Genomic DNA, 14,867 nt, shown 5'->3' with positions numbered 1-14,867 from the left:
TGGGGCACGCACCGCGCCTCAGGACCGGGGGACGGGGCGGGTGGCGCGTTCGCCGGCGAGCCAGGAACCCTCGGCGCTCGCCGGGCCCTGCGCCGCGAGGCGGGCCCGCTGCGGGGCGACCACGTGCTCGGGGTCGGCCGCCGAGGCCGTGCCGGCCTCGAACGCGGCGAAGCGGGTGGCGAGCGAGCCCGCGGCGAGCGCCGCCCCGGACGCGACGGCGGCCACCCGACCGGGCCGTCCGCGCAGGCCCGCCAGCAGCGCCCCGAGGCCGCCGGCCGCGGTCAGGAGGCGGGCGAGGCGGTTCCAGCGGCCCGCCTTGCCCGCGCGCCACGCGTCCACGACGCCGCCGGGCAGGCGTTCGAGCCGCCGTTCCAGGAGCTCCCCGGCGACGAGCTCGGCGGCGGCGCCCACCACCGCCAGGCGGACCACCGGGGTGCGCTCACGGCGGTTCCCGGCGATCCCGGTGACGACGAGCTGGGCGCCCGCGCCTGCGGCCGCACCGCTCGCGGCGAACAGCACCGGCAGCTCCCCGTGCGCCTCGTGCCACGCGGGGACGGCGGTGTCGGCGAGCAGCACGCCGGTGTAGCTGGCCAGCGGTGGTCCGAAGGCGGCCGCGCCCCAGCCCGCGAGCCGGCCCAGCGCCGGGGCGACGCCGGTGAGCTCGGAGGCGGCCGCCGCGGACGCCGCCCCCGCGAACGGCGCGAGGATCCACGACCCCACCGACAGCGGCGACGTCGGTTTGACCACCCGGAGCATGTTCAGGAAGCGGCTCGGCCGGCCGAGGTCGTGGATCAGCGCGACGGTGCCGATCGCCGCACCTCCCGCCGCGGCGAGGCGGCCACCGCGGCGCAGCACCGGACGGCCGGTGGCGTCGGCGAGCGCGGCGATCACCGACGACGTGCCCGCCAGGCCGCCCACCCACAGGTAGAGCGGGACGTCCGGGTTCTTCCACGTGGGCTTCTTGAGGATCGGACGCCCGTAGTAGGAGCTGAACTCGGCCTCGGGGACCATGGAGCCCCGCACCCGGCTGCGCCGTCCCATCACGTCCTCCCGAGGAACGACGCGGCGACCGCGGCCGCCAGCCCGGCCGCGGCGAGTGCGGCCCGCTTCCACATGGCCGGCAGGTCCCGGGTCGTGACGACCGGGTCCGGGGGCAGCCCGTAGGTCTCCGGCTCGTCGAGCAGCAGGAAGAACGCGCCGTCGCCGCCGACGCCGTCGTCCGGGTCACGGCCGTAGAGCTGTGCCTCGGCCACGCCGGCGCCGTGCAGCTGCTCCAGGCGACGGTCGGCACGCTCGCGCAGCTCGTCGAGCGGGCCGAACTGGATGGACTCGGTGGGGCAGGCCTGCGCGCACGCGGGCGTCAGCCCGTCCTTGGTGCGGTCGTAGCAGAGGGTGCACTTGAACGCCCGCCCGTCCTCGGGGCGGATGTCGATGACGCCGTAGGGGCAGGCGGGCACGCAGTAGCCGCAGCCGTTGCAGATGTCGGGCTGCACGTAGACGGTGTCGAACTCGGTGCGCAGCAGCGCCCCGGTGGGGCAGACGTCGAGGCAGGCGGCGTGCGTGCAGTGCTTGCAGACGTCCGAGGACATGAGCCAGCGCACGTCGCCCTTCCGCGGCCCGGTGCGGTGGTGCGACTCGACGAACGCGACGTGGCGCCAGGTGTTGGCGCCCAGGTCGCCGGTGTTGTCGTAGGACATGCCGAGCAGGTCCAGATCGGCCATCCGCGTCGAGCCGCTGCCGCTCGGGCCCGCGTCGGCAGGCACCTGGTTCCACTCCTTGCAGGCCACCTCGCAGGCCTTGCAGCCGATGCACACCGAGGTGTCGGTGAAGAAGCCCAGCCGGGGCGGGCGCTCGCCGGGCATCCCGATCCAGTCGGCGCGCTCGGTCTGCCCCGTCATCGGTGTCGTGACCGGGGTACCGACGTTGCCGGCGAAGCCCGCGGTCGGGTCGGTGGCGGTGCCCGCCGGTGACCCGGCGCGCTCGACGGGGTGGCCGGGGTGGTCGCTCATGCCAGCCCCGCCCGCTTCCGGTAGGCCTCGACGAGCGCCCGCAGATCGGGGCCGTGCGGGCGCCGTCCGGGCCTGATGTCGCAGGTCAGCACCTTGGACTCCTGGATGTGGACGTTGGGGTCGAGCGTGATCGACAGCAGGTCGTTCGCGCTGTCGCCGGTGGCGAGCCCGTTGTGGCCGTAGTGCCACGGCACGCCGATCTGGTGGGTCTCCTGGCCCTCCACCCGCAGCGGCTTCATCCGCTCGGACACGAGCACCTTGAGCTCGATCGCGCTGCGGGCGGTGACGACCGTGGCCCAGCCGAGGTGGGTGAGACCGCGCTCGCGCGCGAGCTCGGGGGACACCTCGCAGAACGCCTCCGGCTGCAGCTCCGCGAGGTAGGGCACGAACCGCGTCATGCCGCCACCGGTGTGGTGCTCGGTGAGCCGGTAGGTGGTGAGGACGAACGGGAAGACGTCCGACCCCACCGGGTGGTGGCGGTTGTCCGGGTCGTCGTACAGCTTCACCGCCGGGTTGCTGGTGTGCCGGGGGTGCAGCGGGTTGCGGTACGGCGTCTCCACCGGCTCGTAGTGCGTGGGCAGCGGTCCGTCGACCAGCCCGGCCGGTGCGAACAGCCACGCCTTCCCGTCGGTCTGCATGATGAACGGGTCGGTGCCCGACAGCGCCTTGCCCGCGCGTGCCCCCGGCGGTGGCTCGTAGTCGGGGGCCGTGTCCACGGGGAAGTCCGGGACGTCGAGCCCGGTCCAGCGCTCGCCGTCCCACCACACGAGCTTCTTGCGCTCGCTCCACGGCTTCCCGTCCGGGTCCGCCGAGGCGCGGTTGTAGATCTGGCGCCGGTTGGCCGGCCACGCCCAGCCCCACTCCGCGGCCACCCAGTCCTGCTCGCGCGCCGGCCTGCGCCGCGCCGCCTGGTTGACCCCGTCGGCGTAGACGCCGCAGTAGATCCAGCAGCCGCAGCTCGTCGCGCCGTCGTCGGTGAGCTGGGTGTAGGAGGTGAGCAGCTCCCCGTCCGGGCCGTAGCCGTTGATCTCCCGCAGCACGTGGTCGGCCGACGGCTCCGCCTTCGGACCGTGGGTCTCGTAGTCCCACGTCAGCGCCTTGAGCGGGGCGTCGCGCGGGTCGTCGGAGTCGCGCAGGCGGTCCTTGAGGATCCGGCCGAGGTGGTAGAAGAACCACAGGTCGCTGCGGGCGTCGCCGGGTGGCTCCACGGCCTTGTGCCGGTACTGCAGCAGCCGCTGGGTGTTGGTGAACGTGCCGTCCTTCTCCACGTGCGACGCCGCGGGCAGGAGGAACACCTCGGTGCCGATGTCCTCGGTGCGCAGCTCGCCGCTCTCGACCTCCGGCGAGTTCTTCCAGAAGGTGGCCGTCTCCACGCACGACATGTCCCGCACGACCACCCACTCGGCCGCGGCGAGCGCCAGCCGCTGCAGCCGCGCGTTCGCCCCGCCCACGGCCGGGTTCTCGCCCGCGATGATGTAGCCGGGCACCTTCCCGTCGCGCATGTCGATCACGGTCTGGTAGTTGTTGTGGTCGCCGGACAGGCGCGGCAGCCAGTCGAACCCGAAGTCGTTCTCCGGGGTGGCGGCGTCGCCGAACCACGCCTTGAGCAGGCTCACCACGTAGTTCGGCATGTCGCCCCAGAAGCCGGCCTTGCCCGCGTCCGGCTCCACGTAGCTCGACAGCGACTGCCCCCGTTCGTCGGCGGGCATCGGGAGGTAGCCGGGCAGGATGTTGAACAGCGTGGGGATGTCGGTGGAGCCCTGGATGCTGGCGTGCCCGCGCAGCGCCATGATCCCGCCGCCCGGCCGGCCGATGTTGCCCAGCAGCGCCTGCAGGATCGACGCCGCCCGGATGTACTGCACGCCCACGCTGTGCTGCGTCCAGCCCACGGCGTAGGACCAGTTGGTGGTGCGCTCCCGCCCGCTGTTCTCGGTGATCGCGCGGGCCATCTCGAGGAAGGTGTCCTGACCGATGCCGCAGACCTCCTCCACGAACTCCGGGGTGTAGCGCGCGTAGTGCCGCTTGAGGATCTGGAACACGCACCGCGGGTGCTGCAGCGTCTCGTCGCGCCGCGGCTTGGCTCCGATCGACGCCCCGCCGCTGCCGTACTGGTCCCCACCCGCGGTCTCGCGCTGCTCGTCGCCGCCGTGCTGCTCCTCGCGCCGCTCCTCCTGGCCCGCGCTCTCCTGCCGGCCACCGCCGTCGGGCAGCGGGCCGCGGTCACCCGCGGCGGCCGCCGCAGGGGCGTCCTCGTACTCCCAGGTGGAGACGTCGTAGGCCTTGTTCTCCTCGTCCCAACCGCTGAACAGCCCGTCGAGGTCCTCGGTGTCGCGGTAGTCCTCGCTGATGATCGCCGCGGCGTTCGTGTAGGCGAGGACGTACTCCCGGAAGTAGCTCTCCTCGGTGAGCACGTGGTGGATCAGGCCGCCGAGCAGCGCGATGTCGGTGCCCGCCCGGATCGGGACGTGCAGATCGGCGAGCGCGCTGGTGCGGGTGTAGCGGGGGTCGACGTGGATGACCTTCGCCCCGCGCAGCTTCGCGTCCATCACGAACTGGAAGCCGACCGGGTGGCACTCGGCGAAGTTCGAGCCCTGGATCACGATGCAGTCGCTCTTGGCGAGGTCCTGCTGGAACGTCGTGGCGCCGCCGCGACCGAAGGAGGCCCCCAGACCGGGAACCGTGGAGCTGTGTCAAAGGCGGGCCTGGTTCTCGACCTGGATCGCGCCGAGCGCCGTGTAGAGCTTCTTGATGAGGTAGTTCTCCTCGTTGTCCAGCGTGGCGCCGCCGAGGTGGGCGATGCCCATCGTGCGGCGCAGCGGCCGGCCCTCCTCGTCGCAGTCCTGCCAGGTGCGGCGGCGGGTCTCGAGCACCCGGTCGGCGATCATCCGCATCGCCGCGTCGAGGTCGAGGTCCTCCCACTCGGTGCCGCCCGGGCGCCGGTAGCGGACCTTCGTGAGCCGGTCCGGCCGGGTCACCAGTTGGTGCGAGGCCGCCCCCTTGGGGCAGAGCTTCCCGAGCGAGATGGGGGAGTCGGGGTCGCCCTCGATCTGGGTGACCTGCCCGTCCTGCACGAACACCCGCTGGCCGCACCCGACGGCGCAGTACGGGCAGATGGACTGCACGACCCGGTCGGCGTCGGCCAGCCGCGGGCGCAACGCGTCGCTGCGGGGCGAGCGCGCGGCGTCACCCCGTGCCGTGCGGTCCGGCCCGGTCGCCTGCCGGACGACGGGCCAGCTGCCGATCCACTGCCGCATCCCCACGGGCCCAACGTGCCCCCGGTGCGGGTGGATCAAACGTCCACCGACGAACGGCACGCTCGTCGGCTAGGAACCGACGAGAGTGCCGTTCGTCGTCAGGTCGCGTCGCGCGAGGTGTGACGGAGGCGGACGGGAATCGAACCCGCCTGGCCGAGGTGCTCGGCCACGTCGGTGTTGAAGACCGCGGGGGCCACCAGGCGCCCAGACGCCTCCACGGCGGAGGCTACCCGGCCGCTCCGAGCGCCTGCGGCACACCGTCGGCGATCTCGAACAGGCCGAGCAGGCCCGTGGCCTCCAGCGCGCGCGTGACGATCCGCGAGCCCGGCACGAGCCGCAGCGTGTGCCGGCGTCGGTCGGCGTCGTCCTTGGCGGCGACCAGCACCGCGAGGCCTGCCGAGCCGAGGAACGTGACGTCGGACAGGTCCAGTACCAGCAGCCGCACGGTGGACACCTGCTCGTCGAGCCGGCTCCGCAGCACCGGCGCGGTGAGGGTGTCGATCTCTCCGACGACGTGCATCACGCGGGCGTCGTCACCGTGGCTCACCACGTCGAAACGGATGACTTCGCCGATCTCGTCGGCGTCGTCGGTGCCCCCGTGGTCGGCGGGGAGGTCGCCGCTCATGCGCACCGGCTCCTCGAGGTGTGTCGTGGACTCGTGGTGCGGACTGTGATCTCAACCGCCGTTCAACCCTACGGGCGGCCCGGGGGGCGCACAACGGCACCCCCCGTCACCCGGTTTGGTCGTGGTGATCGGGGGTACTCCCGCCCGGCGGCAGTGCGTCGGCGCTGCGTCAGAGGAGGCGTCCACCGTGCATCGCAGCGACTCCCGCTCGGACGTCGAGCGCCTGTCCCAGGTCCTCACCGGCACCCGTTACCCGGCCGCCAAGTGGCAGCTGATCATGCAGGCCGAGGAGTACGGCGCCGACGTCGCCACGCGGGCGCAGCTGTGGGCACTCCCGTCGGGCACCTACCGGGACCTGCGGGCGGTGCTGGTGGCCATGGCGGCGTTCGGGGAGGCGCAGCCGGACTACGCGAGCCAGACCACCCACTCCCGGGCGCCCCGTCCGCTGCTGCCGGTTCCCGGACGGGTCCGCCCCTTGCGGTGACCGCTCCCACCCGGACGAACGGCACTCTCGTCGGTACCTAGCCGACGAAAGTGCCGTTCGTCATGCGAATCAGTCGTCGACGATCGCGTCCTCGGCGTTGTTGAAGATCCTGTTGTCGCCGTCCGGCACGGCGACCGAGCCCTTGAGCATGATCCCGGAACGGTTGGCGAAGATCGTGTTCCCTGCGATGTCGACGTCGCCGTCGACATCGACGTAGACCCCGTAGCGGCCGTTCTCGCCGAGCGTGTTGGCGCGCAGCGTGGTCCGGGACGCCTCGCTCACGACGCGGATCCCGTCCTTCTGGTTCCCGCGGGCCTGGTTGTTCTCGACGAGGTTGTTCTGGCTGGTCTGGGTGATGCCGATGCCGGACTCGACGTTGTCGTAGACGCGGTTGCCGCGGATGGTGTTGTCGTTGGACTCGTTGATGTTGATGCCCTGCGCGGCGTTGGCGAAGGTGTCGTTGCCTTCGATGGTGTTCCGGTCCGAGTTCAGGTAGAGCACGATCCCGTGGTGGTTGTTGCGGTAGACGACGTTGTCGCGGATAACGCTGTCGACGCAGTCCTCGGCGAGGATGATCCCGTGCTTGCCGTTGTCGTGCACGACGTTGCGTTCGATGGTCATGTCGTGCGATCCGGTGTGCGGGTCGACCCCGTAGAGGATGTTGTCGTGGAACTCGTTGTCGGCCACGACGAGGCCGCCGACCTCGTAGCTGTAGAGACCGTAGTAGTTGTGCGAGACGACGCTGTTGGTGATCTTCCCGGTGGTGCCCTCGGTGCGCCAGGACAGGCCGTAGGACTCGACGTCGCCGTTCCCGAGGTAGCGCAGCTCGGAACGGTCGATGGTCATCGTGGCGCCGTCGCGGGCGAGGAGGTAGCCGCGGCCGTCGTCCACGTTGGTGTCGACCGTGCCGGTGGCGGGGTCCCACGACGTGACGCAGGTGCCGGCGATCTCGATGCCGCCGCCGAACGCCTTCACCGACGCGAACCGCCCTGCGGTGCTCGTCAGCTTCAACCAGCGCGCGGTCGCGCTCGTGATCTGCAGCGAGGATCCCGGCAGCACCGCGAGGTCGGCGCCGAGGAGCCATTCGCCGGGGGCGACCTCGCGCAGCAGGTCGGGGTTGCCCACGGCCTGCGCCAGCGCCGGCAGCGTCACCCCGGTGCCCGCGCTGAGCACGATGCTGTTCGCGGCCGGGTCGAAGCGGGCCTCGGGCGGCGCGGCCGGCGCGGCCTGCGGAGCCGCCGGTTCCGCCGGGGCGGCCGCGGCCTGCGCGGAGCAGGGGTTCGCCGGGTCCGTGACGATCGGTGCGGCGACCTGCTGGCGGGTCAGCGGCTGCGGCGGCGGAGCGGCGCAGGCGCTCACCCCCAGGCTGAGCGCGGCGCCCAGCACGCCCAGCGTTGCCACGAGGAGCGCGGCGCGTGCGGGCTTGTGGGCCGGTGCCGGCGTGCGGGCCGGCGTGCGGGGCGTCGGGGTCGTCATCGACGGGTCTCCGGTCGGGTCGGTTCCCTGTGGTTTCGTGCGGTCATCCGGCGCCGACCGGCACCGCGGGCGGCAACCGCCGTCCGTGGACGCCGACCCGACGCTGCCGGGTGGAGTGCACCTGCTCCAGCACGACGGCCAGCAGGATCAGCGGCACGCCGATCGCCCCGAGCAGGTTGAGCGGAGGGAGGCTCAGGTTGTTGTCGCCCTGCTGCGCGATCTGCCCGCGCAGGGCCTCGAGTGCGTGCACGCTCGAGTCGGTGAGCAGGAAGGGGCTCCCGGGGGCGCTCTCGATCCCCAGCTCGAGCGCGTCGATCGTCACGCCGTCGGCGCGCACGAGCTCGGGCGCACGCGAGTGGATCCCTTCTCTCGCCCCGCTGATGCTGGTCCCGGCGATGGTGGCGCCCCCGGCCACGTCGATGCCGGTGGCGCCGCCGGTGATCCGGCCGCCGATGATCTCGGCCCCCACGCTGCCGCTGCGGATCGCGTCCGCCTCCACGTGGTTCGCGACCAGATCCGCGATCACCACGCCGTGGGTGCCCGGTGTCGCGACGATCCCGTCGCGGCCGCCGGTCAGCGTCAGACCGGCCAGCCGCACGCCGCTCGCGCCGCGCTCGACGCGCACACCCGCGCGGGTGTCGGCGATCTCCACGTCGCTGACGAGGATCTCGCTGCCGCCGATGGAGACGCCCGCGACGCGCGAGCCCTCGATCGAGGAGGTGCGCAGCTCGAGGTCGTGCGTGCTCTTCTCGGCGACCACGCCGCGCCGGCCGCCGACGACCCGCAGGTGGTCGAGCACCACGCCGGTGCTGCCGACGTGCGTGAAGACGGCGGTGGGCTGGTCGGTGGCCGTGAAGTCGGTGACGTGCACGTCGGTCGAGCGGTTCACGCGCAACCCGCCGGCCTCGTCGCTGGCGGTGGCGATCCCGGAGAGCCGCATCCCGGTCTGACCGATCACGACGACGCCGTAGCCGCCGTTGCCCGTCGTCACGATCCCGGAGACCGGGCGGTCGGAGCTCTCCCCGGTGACCATGACCCCGTTCTCGCCGTTGCCGATGGCCCGGATCCCGCTCATCGTGGTGCCCCGATCGCCGGACAGCACGAGGCCGTCGGCGGCGGAATCGCTCACCGTGACCTGCTCGAGGTTCACCCCCTCGGAACGGGACAGCTCGAGCCCGGTGGTGTTGCGCTGGAAGGTGGTGCGGACCAGGGACCCGCTGCTGCCGCGGTTGAACACGACACCCGGGTCGCCGCCGTCGAGGCCGCCGGACGGGGTACCGAGGTCGCTGATCGTGCTGTCGACGGCGTCGAGGCGGCCACCCTCGGAGACCACGAGGAACGGCCGCCCGGGCACCGTGGGCGGCAGCGGCTGCCCGCTGGCGGCGTCGACCGAGGTGATCGTGACGGCGTTCAGCGCGACCTCGCCGCCGCCCGTGTAGAGCGATGCGGCGTCCTGGGGCGTCGGGCCGCCCTGCAGCACGAGCGTGCGGATGTCACCGCCACCGATCTCGAGCGAGGCGCCGCGGGTGAGGACGACGGCCGCGCCGAGCACGGCCGTGCCGTCGGTGACCGTGAGCCAGGAACTGGGGAGGGCCCGGTCGAGCGTGGCGAGGGTCGCGGTGCCCTGGCGGTGGACCTGGCGGGTGAGCTCCCCGTCGGTCACCGCCTCGATGCGGTTGTCCCGGACGATCACCAGCCGGTGCGGGCGGCCGCGGGAGTCCCAGGTCCTGCGGGCCTTCGCGGCGGCCTCCGCGCGCTTGCGGGCGCGTTCGGCCGCGCGCTCCGCCGCCTCGGCGCGGGCGCGTTGGGCCGCCGACGGGCCGCTGCTCCCGTCGGGGTCCGGCTCGGGCGGCTGCGCGGGGCGCGCGGCGAGCAGGGGCAGCTGCTGGGCCGCGGTGGGGGCTGCGGCCTGCGGCGCCGCGACGGGTTCCGGCGCCGCCCCCGCGGTCCCGGGCAGGGCCTGCGTCCCGAGGAGGAGGCCGGCGAGGCCGACGACCGCGCATCCCGCGAGCAGCCGCCCGGCGTCGCGCCGCCTGCGGTGCCGGCCGGTCATACCGCGATCTCCGTCCGCCGCTGCGGGTGCTGCTCCGGTTCGCTGGTGCGCACGACCTCGCCGTTCTCCACGGCGACCTCGCGCGTCAGCCAGCGCTGGCGCCGGATCGTCATCAGCGCCTGCAGCTTGATCAGGGCCATCAGCCAGGAGACGACCACGTAGCCCGGCACGAGGAAGAAGCTCGACGGCCGGCGGCGGATGTGCGGCAGCAGCTTGGCCGACCGGCTGATCTGCCACCACAGGGCGAGCACGCCCGCGAAGATCCAGTTCTGGGTGGCGAGCGCGACGATCATGAAGATCGGCCCGAGCAGCAGCGTGAAGCTGGCGAGGCCCTTGTCGATCATCGTGTAGGCGAGGAACGGGTGGCGCCACACCCACGGCTTGGACAGCGCGCGCAGGTCCGAGCGCCAGGTGTTGCGGGCCCACCGCAGCCGCTGCCGGAAGAAGATCCGCCAGCGGTCGGGGAAGGTCGACCACACCTCGGCGGTGCGCTGCATGTACGTGAGGTGCCCGCGCTCGAGGACGAGGGTCGTGAGGCGCTTGTCGTCACCGGACAGGCACGGGACGCCCCAGAACGTCTCGTCCATGAAGTCGTCCTCGATCTCGAGCAGCAGTTCGCGCCGGTAGACCGCGGTGCGCCCGGACAGGCACGAGACCGCCTTGCCCAGCAGGCTCTGGCTGGCGTTCTCGTCGAAGTAGCGGTGGTCGAGGAACATGTCGGTGATGCGGGCGAGGAAGCCCTTCGAGCCGTAGACCGACTGGCGGGTGCCGACGCCGCCGATGCGGGGGTCGGCGAACGGCTTGCACACCTCCCGGGCCACGTCCGAGGCCCAGAGCGTGTCCGAGTCGACCAGGGCCACGAGGTCGCTGGTCGCCCTGCGCCACCCGCGGCGCAGCGCGTCGCGCTTGCCCGGCACGGTGGTGATGACGACGGTGACCGGGTAGCGCCGGGCGATCTCCTGGCAGGTCCGGTCGGAGGCGTCGATCACGAGGATGATCTCTTCGACGTCGTTGGCCAGCCAGGACTCGATCGCCGCCGCGAAGATCTCGGGGTCCTCCTGGTACACCGGCACGACCAGGCTCATCGACAGGCGGTGCTCCTCCAGGAAGGGCCGGTAGAGCACCGCGGGGACGCGCCGGACGAGCCAGCAGGCCCAGCGGAAGAGGCCGAGCACGCCGAGAGGGGTGCCCAGCACGTAGTAGTAGACCGGGAGGTTCATGCTGGCTCGTGCTGCTGGCGGACGCTGCCCACGACGCCGTGCGCGGCGCTCTCGCGCAGCTGGGCGTGGCTGGCGGCGTGGGTGGCGGTGTCGACCTCGTCGGAGACGATGGTGGCGAGGCGGTCGTTGGTCTCGACGACGGCGGAGAGCAGCGGCATGTCGACGCCGATGTTGTCGGCGAAGCCGAGGAACCCCTGGGTGTCCTTGGGCAGGCAGACGCCGCCGTAGGGGGCTCCGCCGCGGATGCCGTACTGCGGGTTGATGGAGCCTTCGGCCGAGCGGGCGACGGTGGCGGCGATCGGGTCGAGGTCGACGCCGAGCTTCTGCGCGACGAGCCACATCTCGTTCCAGAAGCTGATCTTCGTGGCGTTGTAGATGTTGTGGGCGCACTTGATGAACTCGGCCTGGGCCGGGTCGGTGAAGGTGCGCAGCTCGCCGCCGAAGGGGGAGAGCAGGTCGCGCAGGCGCTCGACCGTCTGGGGGTCCCGGCTCGCGACGACGGTCATCCACGGGTGCGCGAAGTCCTCGGCGGCGGAGACCGCGCGCAGGAACTCGGGGTTGGACGCGAGGCCGAAGCCCTCGCCCGCGACCATGCCGGAGTGCTCCTCGAGGGTGGACTTGACCAGGCCCTCGGTGGTGCCCGGGGGCACGGTGGAGCGGACGACGACGGTGTGGTGGGTCGGCGAGGCGGCCAGCGCCCGTCCGACGGCGGCGGTGCCCGCGCTGAACGCGGACAGGTCGTAGCGGTGCCCGTCGTTCGGGGTGGGCAGCGTCAGGAAGAGCAGCGACTCCGGCTCGTCCGACAGGTCGATCTCGCTGCGGACGTCGAACCCGCGGGCGGCGAGCTCGGCGATGCGGGGCTGGGAGACATCGATGAACGTCACCTCGTGTCCGGCCTTCAGGAACCCCTCACCGGTCGCCGCCCCGACGACCCCGGAACCGACGATGAAGATCCTCGACGACTGCATGGAATTGCACCTTCCCCATTCTGGACGGTTGAACCGGTCGCGTCCCTGAGGAGATGGTTCCGCAATAGCGCGTGCCACGATCGTGTAGAGGGCGTTGACGGTCGGTGACCGACACTGCCGGGCCGTGCCCGAGGAGTGGGGTGTAGCTCCAGCTCAGCGGCATGATAGAGGCGTTGTGGAGCGACTCTTGTGGGGAAGGTGGGGCGGTTTTGTTCAACTGGCCGTAACCAGAGATGTGACGTGCGTCACTGCAGACTACACCTGGTCCGGTGAATTCCGCTCCGTTTCGCCAGATCTGCGTATCCCCCTGCCGGGCGACCGTTCACGCGGCGCGAGGAGCCGTCCGGCGCATCGGGCGCCGACGGTGGCACCGCTCGGCGACGTGGCCCCGCCGGGAGCGCAACCGGTCGGCCGCACGAGCGTTTGCCCGCCGCCGGGGGGTCGGAGAACCGCTCACTCAGAGTGCTCCACCTCGAGCGAGTACAGGACGACCTCGGCGACGGCGTCCGGATCGTCACCGCGTTCCGGGTTCGACTGCACGTAGGCGCCGGTCTTGAAGTACCAGCCCGACCCGCTGCGCGGGATCCGCGCCGCGAGCTCCCCGTCGTAGAAGATCTCGATGCGGCCGTCGGCCGCGGTGATCCGCAGGTCGTAGGGCGTGCCGAGCTCGTAGGCCGGGTCGATGACGACCGAGCTGTCGCCGTCGTCGTACTCGGCGAGCAGCTGCTCACCCTCCAGGCGCACCAGCACGACGTCGTCGTCCCCGCCGTGGATCTGCGCGGTGACGACGTGCGGCTTGACCTCCGGGATCCGGGTGACGGCCTGCCGGAGGGACATCGTGTGCGTACCGGTCTCGTTCGACCAGCTCGCGAGCTCGCCGTCCCGCATCTCCCGCAGCTCCGACCGCGGGTAGTTGCTGTTCTCCGTCGTCACCCCGCCCGCGTTGGCCCGGAACACCACGCCGTCGCGCGTCTCGTTGAGCCGGAACCAGTCGCCGTCGAAGGCGGCGAGGTCGGGCGGGTAGACGTCGTCCGGGTCGCCCTCCTCACCGGTGGGCAGCGTCAGGTACCAGTCCCCGAGGTCGATCAGGTCCGCAGGCACCCGCAGGTCCGAGATCGGCGGGAGGACCTCTTCCAGGATCGTGCCACCGCCCGGCCGGCACCCGAACACGCCGATGCACAGGTCCGGATCGGGGAGCGGCGGCAGCGCGACGGTGACGAGGACGACGAGCAATGACGGAATCCGCGACACGAGTCCCTCCCGGCTCGGACGTCCTCGCCCGTTCTCGGGGAGCGACAACGCGCCCCAGATTAGAGGCGGCGCGCGGCCCGCGCGTTCGGTGAAGGGGACCCGTTCGAGTGGAGAGCCGGTTCTACCGGGTGATCCGGCGCAACGCCGGTGCGGTGCCGTCGTCAGTCGTTGACGATCGCATCCTCGGCGTTGCTGAAGATGCTGTTGTCCCCGTCGGGAACCACGGCCGAGCCCTTGAGCATGATTCCGGAACGGTTGGCGAAGATGGTGTTGTCGGCGATGTCGACATCCCCGTCCACGTCGACGTAGACCCCGTAGCGGCCGTTCTCGCCGAGCGTGTTGGCGCGCAGCGTGGTTTGCGCCGCCTCACTCACCACCCGGACGCCGTCCTGCTTGTTGCCGCGGGCCTGGTTGTTCTCGACGAGGTTGTTCTGGCTGGTCTGGGTGATGCCGATGCCGGACTCGTTGTTGTCGTAGACCCGGTTGCCGCGGATGATGCTGTCGTTGGATTCGTTGATGTTGATGCCCTGCGCGGCGTTGGCGAAGGTGTCGTTGCCTTCGATGGTGTTCCGGTCCGACCGCAGGTAGAGCACGATCCCGTGGTGGTTGTTGCGGTAGACGATGTTGTCGCGGATGACGCTGTCGGTGCAGTCCTCGGCGAGGATGATCCCGTGCTTGCCGTTGTCGTGCACGACGTTGCGTTCGATCGTCATGTCGTGCGATCCGGTGTGCGGGTCGACCCCGTACAGCGTGTTGTCGTGGAACTCGCTGTCCGCCACGACGAGGCCGCCGACCTCGTAGCTGTAGAGGCCGAAGTAGTTGTGCGAGACGACGCTGTTGGTGATGCCCCCGGTGGTGCCCTCGGTGCGCCAGGACAGGCCGTAGGACTCGACGTCGCCGCTCCCGAGGTACCGGATCTCGGCGTTGTCGATGTTCATCTCGGCGCCGTCGCGGGCGAGGATGTAGCCGCGGCCGTCGTCCTGGTTGGTGTCGGCGGTGTTCGTGGCCGGGTCCCAGGACGTGATGCAGGAGCCGTCGATCTCGAGGCCGCCGCCGAGCGGCTTCAGCGAGGCGATCTTGCCGTCCTCGCTCACCAGCTTCAGCCAGCGCACCTCGGGCGTCTTGATGTGCAGCGAGGCCTCCCCGACCACGGAGATGTCCGCGCGCAGCTCCCACTCGCCCTCGCCGACCTCGCGCAGGGCGTTGTCGTTGCCGACGGCGTCCGCCAGCGCGGGCAGCGACACGCCGGTGCCGCTGCGGAGCTCGATCGTGTTCGTCGCCGCGGTGAAGCTCGCGCTGACGTCCCCGCTCGCCTGCTGCTCGCCGCCGGTCGCAGCGGGCGCTTCGCGGCTGCACGGCTGCGCCGGGTCGACCGTCGCCTTGGGAGCGGCCTCCTGGCGGGTGAGCGGGTCCGGCGTGGGCGCCGAGCACGCGCCGGCGAGCAGGGCCGACGCGGCCACCAGCACACCGAGGGTGGTGGCGCGCAACGTGCGGCGGGCGGGGGGCATGGCCATCGTCTCGGTCTTC

Annotated in this window: 11 protein-coding genes and 1 tRNA gene; 1 reads left to right on the top strand and 11 read right to left on the bottom strand. The window is 72.0% G+C overall.

What is annotated here, in order from left to right:
* Positions 1 to 18: 18 nt before the first annotated feature.
* The 5 genes from nrfD to FB558_RS29680 form a co-directional block, all read right to left on the bottom strand.
* The gene (nrfD, locus tag FB558_RS29705) at positions 19 to 1,041 is read right to left on the bottom strand and encodes an NrfD/PsrC family molybdoenzyme membrane anchor subunit (RefSeq protein ID WP_142058920.1); all 1,023 of its coding nucleotides are present in this window, start codon (positions 1,039 to 1,041) and stop codon (positions 19 to 21) included.
* Positions 1,041 to 1,898, bottom strand: a complete 858-nt coding sequence (locus FB558_RS29700; protein ID WP_211366962.1) for a 4Fe-4S dicluster domain-containing protein — start codon at positions 1,896 to 1,898, stop codon at positions 1,041 to 1,043. The genes nrfD and FB558_RS29700 overlap by 1 nt, the downstream gene beginning before the upstream one ends.
* A gap of 107 nt (positions 1,899 to 2,005) precedes the next feature.
* Positions 2,006 to 5,269, bottom strand: coding sequence for a formate dehydrogenase (gene fdh, locus FB558_RS29695; RefSeq protein ID WP_246106829.1), 3,264 nt, complete (start codon positions 5,267 to 5,269; stop codon positions 2,006 to 2,008).
* A 117-nt stretch (positions 5,270 to 5,386) separates the two neighbouring features.
* Positions 5,387 to 5,479, bottom strand: a tRNA-Sec gene (locus FB558_RS43495).
* A 10-nt stretch (positions 5,480 to 5,489) separates the two neighbouring features.
* Positions 5,490 to 5,888, bottom strand: coding sequence for an STAS domain-containing protein (locus FB558_RS29680; protein WP_142058912.1), 399 nt, complete (start codon positions 5,886 to 5,888; stop codon positions 5,490 to 5,492).
* A 187-nt stretch (positions 5,889 to 6,075) separates the two neighbouring features.
* Here FB558_RS29680 and FB558_RS29675 point away from each other — a divergent pair, with 187 nt between their 5' ends.
* On the top strand, positions 6,076 to 6,372 hold the full coding sequence (locus FB558_RS29675; protein ID WP_142058910.1) for a DUF2795 domain-containing protein: 297 nt from the start codon (positions 6,076 to 6,078) through the stop codon (positions 6,370 to 6,372).
* Positions 6,373 to 6,441: 69 nt separating this feature from the next.
* On the opposite strand, the gene FB558_RS29670 is transcribed toward FB558_RS29675, so the two are convergent.
* From FB558_RS29670 to FB558_RS29645, 6 genes are all read right to left on the bottom strand, one after another.
* Positions 6,442 to 7,848, bottom strand: coding sequence for a right-handed parallel beta-helix repeat-containing protein (locus FB558_RS29670; protein WP_142058908.1), 1,407 nt, complete (start codon positions 7,846 to 7,848; stop codon positions 6,442 to 6,444).
* Between the two features lie 43 nt (positions 7,849 to 7,891).
* The gene (locus tag FB558_RS29665; protein ID WP_142058906.1) at positions 7,892 to 9,901 is read right to left on the bottom strand and encodes a right-handed parallel beta-helix repeat-containing protein; all 2,010 of its coding nucleotides are present in this window, start codon (positions 9,899 to 9,901) and stop codon (positions 7,892 to 7,894) included.
* Positions 9,898 to 11,121, bottom strand: coding sequence for a glycosyltransferase (locus tag FB558_RS29660; RefSeq protein WP_142058904.1), 1,224 nt, complete (start codon positions 11,119 to 11,121; stop codon positions 9,898 to 9,900). The genes FB558_RS29665 and FB558_RS29660 overlap by 4 nt, the downstream gene beginning before the upstream one ends.
* Positions 11,118 to 12,089, bottom strand: coding sequence for a 2-dehydropantoate 2-reductase N-terminal domain-containing protein (locus tag FB558_RS29655; protein WP_142058902.1), 972 nt, complete (start codon positions 12,087 to 12,089; stop codon positions 11,118 to 11,120). The genes FB558_RS29660 and FB558_RS29655 overlap by 4 nt, the downstream gene beginning before the upstream one ends.
* A gap of 453 nt (positions 12,090 to 12,542) precedes the next feature.
* The gene (locus FB558_RS29650) at positions 12,543 to 13,340 is read right to left on the bottom strand and encodes a polysaccharide lyase family 7 protein (RefSeq protein ID WP_170231582.1); all 798 of its coding nucleotides are present in this window, start codon (positions 13,338 to 13,340) and stop codon (positions 12,543 to 12,545) included.
* Between the two features lie 161 nt (positions 13,341 to 13,501).
* Complete coding sequence (locus FB558_RS29645) at positions 13,502 to 14,854, bottom strand: right-handed parallel beta-helix repeat-containing protein (RefSeq protein WP_142058898.1); 1,353 nt, start codon at positions 14,852 to 14,854, stop codon at positions 13,502 to 13,504.
* Positions 14,855 to 14,867: the final 13 nt, after the last annotated feature.

The organism is Pseudonocardia kunmingensis (assembly GCF_006716445.1).
Classification (GTDB): domain Bacteria; phylum Actinomycetota; class Actinomycetes; order Mycobacteriales; family Pseudonocardiaceae; genus Pseudonocardia; species Pseudonocardia kunmingensis.
This window is presented reverse-complemented; position numbering and strand designations above follow the sequence as displayed.

Bases quoted from the DNA above. Each gene is read 5' to 3' on its own strand.
- FB558_RS29660 (WP_142058904.1), bottom strand. From the start codon at position 11,121: ATGAACCTCCCGGTCTACTACTACGTGCTGGGCACCCCTCTCGGCGTG.
- FB558_RS29645 (WP_142058898.1), bottom strand. From the start codon at position 14,854: ATGGCCATGCCCCCCGCCCGCCGCACGTTGCGCGCCACCACCCTCGGT.
- FB558_RS29680 (WP_142058912.1), bottom strand. From the start codon at position 5,888: ATGAGCGGCGACCTCCCCGCCGACCACGGGGGCACCGACGACGCCGAC.
- FB558_RS29665 (WP_142058906.1), bottom strand. From the start codon at position 9,901: ATGACCGGCCGGCACCGCAGGCGGCGCGACGCCGGGCGGCTGCTCGCG.
- FB558_RS29700 (WP_211366962.1), bottom strand. From the start codon at position 1,898: ATGACGGGGCAGACCGAGCGCGCCGACTGGATCGGGATGCCCGGCGAG.
- FB558_RS29670 (WP_142058908.1), bottom strand. From the start codon at position 7,848: ATGACGACCCCGACGCCCCGCACGCCGGCCCGCACGCCGGCACCGGCC.
- nrfD (WP_142058920.1), bottom strand. From the start codon at position 1,041: ATGGGACGGCGCAGCCGGGTGCGGGGCTCCATGGTCCCCGAGGCCGAG.
- FB558_RS29655 (WP_142058902.1), bottom strand. From the start codon at position 12,089: ATGCAGTCGTCGAGGATCTTCATCGTCGGTTCCGGGGTCGTCGGGGCG.